This is a genomic window from Streptomyces katrae (assembly GCF_000966975.1).
Classification (GTDB): Bacteria; Actinomycetota; Actinomycetes; order Streptomycetales; family Streptomycetaceae; genus Streptomyces; species Streptomyces katrae.
Map to the genome: position 1 here is coordinate 1 of NZ_JZWV01000764.1, position 7456 is coordinate 7456.

7 protein-coding genes and 2 pseudogenes are annotated in these 7456 nt (G+C 76.4%); 5 read left to right on the forward strand and 4 right to left on the reverse strand.

Features of this window, described 5'->3' with window-relative positions:
• A partial coding sequence (locus VR44_RS26035; RefSeq protein WP_045950035.1) for a UbiA family prenyltransferase occupies nucleotides 1-729 on the forward strand: 729 nt, incomplete at its 5' end.
• A 67-nt stretch (nucleotides 730-796) separates the two neighbouring features.
• Here VR44_RS26035 and VR44_RS26040 read toward each other — a convergent pair.
• A pseudogene (locus VR44_RS26040) lies at nucleotides 797-1850 on the reverse strand (PHP domain-containing protein).
• Nucleotides 1851-1991: 141 nt separating this feature from the next.
• On the opposite strand from VR44_RS26040, the gene VR44_RS26045 reads away from it, so the two are divergent.
• The gene (locus tag VR44_RS26045) at nucleotides 1992-2414 is read left to right on the forward strand and encodes a secondary thiamine-phosphate synthase enzyme YjbQ (RefSeq protein ID WP_045950041.1); all 423 of its coding nucleotides are present in this window, start codon (nucleotides 1992-1994) and stop codon (nucleotides 2412-2414) included.
• A gap of 31 nt (nucleotides 2415-2445) precedes the next feature.
• Here the strand turns inward: VR44_RS26045 and VR44_RS26050 are convergent, their stop codons facing one another.
• Both VR44_RS26050 and VR44_RS26055 read right to left on the reverse strand, forming a co-directional pair.
• Nucleotides 2446-3240 (reverse strand): VOC family protein, encoded by a 795-nt coding sequence (locus tag VR44_RS26050; protein ID WP_045950036.1) that lies wholly within the window; start codon nucleotides 3238-3240, stop codon nucleotides 2446-2448.
• Between the two features lie 107 nt (nucleotides 3241-3347).
• On the reverse strand, nucleotides 3348-3881 hold the full coding sequence (locus tag VR44_RS26055; RefSeq protein ID WP_045950037.1) for an HPP family protein: 534 nt from the start codon (nucleotides 3879-3881) through the stop codon (nucleotides 3348-3350).
• Nucleotides 3882-4157: 276 nt separating this feature from the next.
• On the opposite strand from VR44_RS26055, the gene VR44_RS26060 reads away from it, so the two are divergent.
• Nucleotides 4158-4649, forward strand: coding sequence for a cupin domain-containing protein (locus VR44_RS26060; protein WP_045950038.1), 492 nt, complete (start codon nucleotides 4158-4160; stop codon nucleotides 4647-4649).
• Between the two features lie 51 nt (nucleotides 4650-4700).
• On the opposite strand, the gene VR44_RS26065 is transcribed toward VR44_RS26060, so the two are convergent.
• Nucleotides 4701-5927 (reverse strand): chymotrypsin family serine protease, encoded by a 1227-nt coding sequence (locus VR44_RS26065; protein ID WP_157880405.1) that lies wholly within the window; start codon nucleotides 5925-5927, stop codon nucleotides 4701-4703.
• A 141-nt stretch (nucleotides 5928-6068) separates the two neighbouring features.
• Between VR44_RS26065 and VR44_RS26070 the strand changes: the two genes are divergently transcribed.
• Together VR44_RS26070 and VR44_RS26075 are read left to right on the forward strand one after the other, a co-directional pair.
• Nucleotides 6069-6941 (forward strand): MurR/RpiR family transcriptional regulator, encoded by an 873-nt coding sequence (locus tag VR44_RS26070; RefSeq protein WP_169791049.1) that lies wholly within the window; start codon nucleotides 6069-6071, stop codon nucleotides 6939-6941.
• A gap of 2 nt (nucleotides 6942-6943) precedes the next feature.
• Nucleotides 6944-7456: pseudogene (locus tag VR44_RS26075) on the forward strand (BadF/BadG/BcrA/BcrD ATPase family protein); the annotation flags it as partial.

Sequence of the window (7456 nt, forward strand, 5' to 3'; positions counted from 1 at the left end):
CGCGGCCCCGCCGGTACGGCCCTCACGGCGGGTGCCGTCGCGGCCGGGCAGCTCTCGGTGGGCTGGTCCAACGACCGCGTCGACCTGCGGCGCGACCGGGCCGCCGGCCGCCGCGACAAACCCCTGGCCACGGGCCGGGTGCCGGCCGCCGCCGTGACCGCCGCCGCCCTCACGGCGCTGGCCCTGTGCGTACCGCTGTCGCTGGCCGCGGGCGCGGCGGCCGGGGCCGCCCACCTCGCCGGGGTCGCGGCCGCCTGGGCCTACAACCTGCGGCTCAAGGGCACGGCCGCCTCCTGGCTCCCGTACACCCTCGCCTTCGGCCTGCTCCCCGCCTTCGTCACCCTCGGCCTGCCGGGTGCGCCCTGGCCGCCGCCCTGGCTCACCGGCGCCGCCGCCCTGCTCGGGGCGGGCGCCCACTTCGCCAACGTCCTGCCCGACATCGCCGACGACCTCGCCACGGGCGTGCGCGGCCTCCCGCAGCGGCTCGGCGCCCGCACCTCGGCCGCACTGGCCGCCCTCCTCGTCCTCGGCTCGGCGGCCCTCCTGGTCCTCGGCCCGCCGGGGCGCGTCACCCCGTACGGCTGGACCCTCCTCGCCCTGACCGGCGCCCTGCTCCTGGCCACGGCCGCGGCCCCCGGCCGGATCCCGTTCCTCGGGGTGATGGCGGTCGCGGGCGGCGACGTCCTGCTGCTCCTGGCCCGCGGCGCCGGCCAGGCCGCGTCACTCTGACCGGCGGCCCCCGAACGCGAGGCCGGGGGAGGGGCGGGCCCGGCCCGGCACCCTTCCGGGAGGCGGCCTACGCCGGCGCCCGGCGGGTACGGGTCCAGGCCAGGAGGTCCTCGGCCGCCCAGGTGTTGACCACCCGCTCCGGCGGCACCCCGCACTCCGCGGCCCGTTCGCAGCCCAGGATCTGCCAGTCGAGCTGGCCCGGGGCGTGGGCGTCGGTGTCGATGGCGAAGAAGACCCCCGCGTCGACCGCGAGGCGCAGCAGCCGGCGGGGCGGGTCCAGGCGTTCGGGACGGCTGTTGACCTCCACGGCCGTACCCGACTCCGCGCAGGCGGCGAACACGGCCCCGGCGTCGAACGTGGACTCCGGGCGGGTCCGGCCCGTCACCAGCCGGCCCGTGCAGTGCCCGAGGACGTCCATCAGCGGATTGCGCACCGCCGCCAGCAGGCGCCGGGTCATCGCCGGGGCCTCCATCCGCAGTTTCGAGTGCACGGAACCCACCACCACGTCGAGCCGCTCCAGCAGCTCCGGCTCCTGGTCCAGGGAGCCGTCCGGCAGGATGTCGCACTCGATGGATGTCGCACTCGATCCCGGTGAGCAGCCGGAACGGCGCCCACCGCCCGTTCAGCTCCGCCACCACCTCCAGCTGCTCGCGCAGCCGTTCCGGCGACAGGCCCCGGGCGACCGTCAGGCTCGGCGAGTGGTCCGTCAGCACCGCCCACTCGTGCCCGAGCCCGGCCGCCGCCCGGCCCATCGCCTCGATCGGGCTCCCGCCGTCCGACCAGTCCGAATGCAGGTGGCAGTCACCACGCAGGGCCGCGCGCAGCGCCAGGGCGGCGGGGGCGGGCGGCGGCCCCTCGGGCATCGCCGCGGCCTCGTCCTCCAGCACCCGCAGGTACTGCGGGACCTCCCCGAGCAGCGCCTCGCGCACCACCTGGGCGGTCTTCGGCCCGATCCCCTTGACGGCCTCCAGAGTCCCGGCGGCGGCCCGCTCGGCCGTCTCCTCCTCGCCCATTCGGGTAAGCGCCGAGGCCGCCGTACGGAAGGCCCGCACCCGGTACGTGGGCGCCTGCGCGCGTTCCAGCAGGAAGGCGATCCGGTCCAGCGCCGCCTCCGGGTCCATGAACACCTCCTCACGCTGCTGAGGCCTGTCCGACCATTCCCGCCGGGGCCGGGGCGAATGGTCAGCAAGGCCCAGTCTCCCAACGCACCCCGGCGACGGCGAACGCGCGGCACACCGGCCGGGTGCGCGATCATGGACGGCATGTCCGACCGATTCACCACCCGGATCCTCCGCCTGACGACCGGCCGCGCCGAGACCGTCACCGACCTCACCCGCGACTGCGAGCGCTTCCTCACCGAGGAGGCGGCCGGGCGTGACGGGCTGCTCAACGTCTTCGTCCCGCACGCCACCGCGGGCATCGCCGTGATCGAGACGGGTGCCGGAAGCGACGAGGACCTGCTCGCCGCGCTCGCCACCCTGCTCCCCGCCGACGACCGCTGGCACCACCGGCACGGTTCCCCCGGCCACGGCCGGGACCACGTCCTGCCGGCCTTCGTCCCCCCGCACGCCACCCTGCCGGTCGTCGGCGGCCGGCTCCAGCTCGGGACCTGGCAGTCCGTCTGCCTGGTCGACACGAACAGGGACAACCCCGACCGGCAGGTGCGGCTGAGCTTCCTGGGCTGATGCCGCCGGGCGGCCGCGTCACGGGGCCCGTTCAGCCTGTTCCGCCGGCTTCACCGGTCTCACCGGTCTCACCTGTCTCACCGGTTTCGGACCCCGTCACCCGTTCGGTCAGCGTGAACAGGGCCCCGTCCGGGTCGCGCAGCATGATCGAGCGCTCCCTGCCGTCCGAGGTGACTACCGAGACGGTGCGGCCGCCGAGTTCCAGGGCCGCCTCCACCGCCGGCTCCAGCTCCGGGACGCGGAAGTGGACGTGCCAGCGCGGACGGGTGTGCGGGGTGTACGCGCCCACCTCCACGGGACCGCTGTCCAGCCGGGCGACCGGCTCCCCGCCCTGGCGCAGCACGACCTGCTCCTCCTCGTAGGAGACCTCGCAGCACCCGGCGCGGCCCGTGGCCCACTCCAGCACCTCCCCGTAGAAGAGGGCCGCGTCGAAGGCGTTGCGGGTACGCAGCTCCAGCCAGGCGGGCGCCGGGCCCAGCCCCACGCGCCATCCCGAGGAGACCGGCCCCTGCCAGATCCCGAACACCGCCCCGTCGGGGTCGGCGACCAGCGCCGCCCGCCCCCCGCCGGGGAAGGACACCGGGCCGACCGCCACCGTGCCGACGCGCTCGCGGATCCGGGCGGCCGCCACGTCCACGTCGTCGACGGCGAAGTACGGGGTCCAGGCCACCGCCACCGCCAGATCACTGGCCAGCGCCCCGATGCCGGCCACCGGCACGTCGTCCTGCACGGCCATCGAGAAGGCCGAGCCGAACCGGGCCGGACGGAAGGTCCAGCCCACGACCGCCCCGTAGAAGCGCTGGGCGGCCTCCAGGTCGCGGGCCATCAGACTGACCCAGCAAGGGGCCCCGAACACGTCCTTCGTCGTAATCTCCACGGACAAGGAGTAGCGCCCGGCCCCCCTCGCTGCGGCGCAGGCGCGCCCGCAGGTCATCACCACCAGTAGGCGGGGTACCTCGGGGCGGTGCGGCGGATGCGGGAGCCGGCGTAACCGGTGAGGACCAGGAGCACGGTCGAGCCGAACAGCAGCGGGACGAACCGGGCGGGCGCCGGGGACTGCAGCACGGTCACCACGGCCGTGGCCACGGCGGGGGAGTGCGGGGTACGGGCCAGGGTCAGCAGGGCCAGGGTGAGCCCGGCCGCCAGGGCCGCCGCCCAGGCGGAGCTGCCGGCCGCCGCCAGTACGGCGTAGCCGCAGGCCGCGCCGATCAGATGGCCGACCACCACACCGCGCGGCTGCGCCAGGGGCAGGGTGGGGGCGCTGTGCACCAGCGCGGCACTGGCGGCGAGCGGGGGTATCAGCACCGGCTCGTGGATCGCCGCGCCGATGGCGACGAGGGCCAGCAGGACGGTCGTGGCGGCGCTGACGCTGTGGAAGGCCGCGACGGCACTGGGCCGGGGCGGGGCCCCGGGCGCCGGGACGGGCGCGGCGGGAGCGGTGGGCGCGGGGGTGGTGGCGGAAGGCATGCGGGAGCGGGATTTCGGTGCGGGGCCGGGGCCGGGGCAGGGAGGGCGGGCGGCCCCGGCCCGGTGGTCGACCGGAGGGCGGGGCAGCGCGGCCGGCGTGTGTGCGGCCGACGCATTCCGGACATGACTGTATCGGCCACGTGTGCCCGGCCCGGCACCGGGGGGTGGTGCCGGTCCCCCGGGAGGGGGGAAGGCGGCGAACCGCGGTGGGGCGGGCGACGTGCTCGTGTATGACTGCGAAGGCATGCCGAAAGCAGGGAAGGAGCGGCACGCACGATGACGCAACCCCGTCCCGCCGGGGTCCTCACGGACCTCGACGCGGTGCTCGCCGAAGCCCCCGCCGACTCGACCGGAGCACTGTGGCGGCTGACCGGGGCCGGGCGCGGGCTGGACTCCAACCTGGTCCGGCTGCGTCCCGGCGCCGCCATCGCGGAGCACGCCGAGCCCCTCCTCGACGTCCTGCTCGTCGTCGTGGCCGGCGGCGGCAGGATCGACACCCCGGAGGGCCCGCACCCGCTGCGGCCCCACTCGGCGTGCTGGCTCCCGCGCGGCAGCCGGCGCTCCCTGACAGCGGGGCCCGAGGGCCTGGCGTACCTGACGGTCCACACCCGCCGCCCGGGCCTCGTCATCGCCCCCGCCGCCCCCACCCCCGCCGGGGGCGGCGAACCGGCCTGCCTCCTGCACCGGGTCTGCCCCGCCTGCGGCCGCCTCGCCACCGAACCCGCGGCCGCCTACTGCTCCCGCTGCGGGACGGAACTCCCCGAGTAGGCGGGTGCCCCGCCGCCCGGTCCGGGTGGCGGGGCGGGGAAGCGCGGTGGTTCAGCTCGTGACGAGAGAGGCCTGCCAGGAGGCGAGGACGTGGCCGGTCTGGGACCAGCCGATGCAGTTGAGGCCCCCGCCGGTCGAGCCGGACGCGTACCCGTAGCTGATCACGCCCCGGCTGGTGATCTTCCCGTCGGCGCGCCAGTTGAACACCGGGCCGCCGGAGTCGCCGGGACGCACCGCGGCCGAGCCGTCGCGGGTGCACGCCTCGATGCCGCCCTGGACCCAGATGCCGTTGTCCCAGTGCTGGGCGTCACCGGTGACGAAGATCCCGCAGCGGTAGCGGGTGACCGAGCCGCTCTGGCAGACTTCCTCGCCCATCAGGGACCAGACCCAGTTCGCGTAGGCCCGGCCCTCGGTGCCGATGTACACGCCGGAGTTGGAGCCGCCTGCGGTCTTGATGATCCCCGCGTCGATGGACGGCAGGGTGTTGAAGACGGTGCCGTAGTCGCTGCTGCCGCTGGTGAAGTGCGTACCGGCCCCGCCGCAGTGCGCGGCCGTCACCATGTAGCGGTCCCAGCCCGGCACGTCCATGGCGAAGGCCGTGGTGCACTGGGCCGACGACGAGGTGATCGTGGCCCCGCCCCAGTGCGGCGCCCCGTCGTTGTCGCGTTCCACCACCGGCACCGGCGTCGCCGCCAGGAACCGGACGTCGGCGGGATCGACCCCGGCGCCCGCCCCCTGGCGTACCGGCCGGGCCCGGTTCAGTGCGGCCGCGCGCGCGGGATCGTCCGCGGCGACGCGCAGGCCGTCCCCCTCCGCGCCGAAGGAGACCATCGAGACCTGCGGGCCCGAGGCGCGCCAGCCGTCGGCCGCGGCCTCCAGCTCGGTACGGGCCGCCTCCAGCTGCCGCCTGCTGTACTTGGCGGCCTTCACCTCCACACGGACCCGGCCGCCGGAGTGCGCGGACCGCTCCGCGGCCGCCGCCAGCGCCCGGCCCCGGCCCGTGTCGGTCGCGAACACCGTGACGCGGCCGGCCCCCGCGTCGACCGACACCCCCGCGTAGGTGTCGGCGTAGCCGGCCGGGGCCGCCGCGTCGATGACGGCGGCCAGCTCGCCCGCCGCCGTCCGGGTCGGAGCCCCCGCCGGGAGGGCCGCACCGCGGACCCCGTCCGCCCCGGTATCCGCCCACGCCGCTCCGGCCGACGGAGCGGCCAGTAAGCCCAGGACGGCGGCCAGGACACCGATCCGCCGCAGCGGCCCGCGCCCCAAGGATGAGGACATGCTCTTCCTGCCTTCTGAAGTGGGGTCAACTCGTCGGAGGAGAAACATTTTTCTTCGCCGGGCCAGAAATGTGGGGCCCGGTCGTGGAACCGTCAAGGATCCTTGACAGGAACGCGCCATCATCATGAAGAATTGTTCTCCGTGAGCCAGACAGTCGACCGACTCCGCGCCCTCGCGCCTGAACTGCCCGAAGCGCAGCGGGCCCTCGCCGTGTTCATCCTCCACGACCCCCCTGCGGCCGCCGCGCGGACCATCCTCGAACTGGCCGAAGCGGTAGGGGTCTCCACCGGCAGCATCACCCGCCTGTGCCGCGCCCTCGGCCTGCCGGGCTACGCGCAGCTGCGCCTGGCCCTCGCCGCGTCGGGGGCGGAGCGCGACGCGCGCGGCACCTGGCGCGCCGACATCGGCACCGACATCGGCGAGCACGACTCCCTCGCCCGGGTGGCCGCCTCGGTGGCCGCGACCGTCTCGGACGTCGTCACCCGCACCGTCGAGGGACTGGACCTGGCCGTGGTGGAAGAGGTCGCCGCCCGGATCGCCGCCGCCCGCCGGACCGAGCTCTTCGGCGTCGGCGGCAGCGCCACCATGGCCGCCGAGTTCCAGCAGCGGCTCTACCGCATCGGCCTGCCCGTCTGGGCGTGGAGCGACACCCATGTGGCGCTCACCGGGGCCGCCGTACTCGGCCGCGGCGACGTGGCCCTCGTCCTCTCGCACAGCGGCGGCACCCGGGAGCCGCGCGAGGTACTGGCGGAAGCCGCCTCGCGCGGGGCCACCACCGTCGCCGTGACCAACGCCCCCGCCTCACCGCTCGCCCTCCACGCCGAACTCGTCCTCACCACCAGCGTGCGCGCGGCCGGCCTCAGGGCCGAGGCGGTCCTCGCCCGGCACGCGCAGATGGCCGTCCTCGACGTGCTCTACGTCGCCGTGGCACAACGCACGTACGACCGGACGACGCAGGCGATGGCCGCCACGGACGAGGCCGTCCGGCCCTACCGGCGCGACGACGGGCGCTGACGGTGCGCCGGGAACCGGACGGACGGGACCGGGGCACGGGGACCGCACTGGTGCTGGGCATCGACGGCGGCGGCTCCGGGCTGCGGGCGGCGGTCGCGGCCGCGGCCGGGGGACCCGTACGGGCCACGGCCTCGGGCGGGGCGGCCAACGTGCGGTCGGTCCCCGAGCCGGAGCTGACCGAACGCTTGGCCCGGGTCGTGGGGCGGGTGCTGCCCCCGGGTGGCGCCGCGGACCTCGTTTCCGTCGTCGCCGGCTTCGCCGGGGCGGGGATCCCGGGGCGGGCGGGCGACCGCGGGCAGCACGTGGCCGTCCGGGCGTTGCGCACGGCACTGGCCCGCCACGGCTGCGCACCCCCGCACGTTCGGGTCGCCGCCGACTCCGAGATCGCCTTCGCCGCCGCCCCGGGCTGCCCGCCGGACGGCCTCGCGGTGATCGCCGGCACGGGCGCGGCCGCCACCCGGATGCGCGGCCACCGCCTGGCCGCGACCGCGGACGGCTGCGGCTGGCTCACCGGC

Excerpts from the sequence above, each read along its gene's own strand:
- VR44_RS26045 (WP_045950041.1), top strand. The coding sequence starts at position 1,992 with ATGTCCGACCGATTCACCACCCGGATCCTCCGCCTGACGACCGGCCGC.
- VR44_RS26050 (WP_045950036.1), bottom strand. The coding sequence starts at position 3,240 with ATGGCCCGCGACCTGGAGGCCGCCCAGCGCTTCTACGGGGCGGTCGTG.
- VR44_RS26055 (WP_045950037.1), bottom strand. The coding sequence starts at position 3,881 with ATGCCTTCCGCCACCACCCCCGCGCCCACCGCTCCCGCCGCGCCCGTC.
- VR44_RS26060 (WP_045950038.1), top strand. The coding sequence starts at position 4,158 with ATGACGCAACCCCGTCCCGCCGGGGTCCTCACGGACCTCGACGCGGTG.
- VR44_RS26065 (WP_157880405.1), bottom strand. The coding sequence starts at position 5,927 with ATGTCCTCATCCTTGGGGCGCGGGCCGCTGCGGCGGATCGGTGTCCTG.